Below are 304 nucleotides of genomic sequence, written 5' to 3'. Positions count from 1 at the left end.
AGGTATAGGTGCAAATCCTATCTTCCGCTCCATAATTTAATAATAATGCGGGAGTATTTCAACTCTTAGAATACATTCCTTCCTGGAATGAGGTATAGGTGTAAATCCTATCTTCCGCTCCATAATTTAATATTTGCGGGAGTAGTTCAACTTTTAGAACACGTTCCTTCCCGGAACGAGGTATAGGTGTAAATCCTATCTTCCGCTCCATAATTGCTTCCAAAGGGAAGTTTTTTGTTTACCATTAAGCCGGTGTGGCGGAATTGGCAGACGCGCGGGACTCAAAATCCCGTTCCACTTGTGG

At 42.4% G+C, this 304-nt stretch carries 1 tRNA gene; it reads left to right on the top strand.

Annotated features, from left to right (window positions below):
- Window positions 1-135: 135 nt before the first annotated feature.
- Window positions 136-210, top strand: a tRNA-Gly gene (locus IDG60_RS03305).
- Window positions 211-304 lie beyond the last annotated feature (94 nt).

This window comes from Staphylococcus sp. EG-SA-2, from assembly GCF_017152085.1.
The sequence above is the reverse complement of the archived record's forward strand: the minus strand, read 5'-3'. Positions and strand labels throughout refer to the sequence as shown.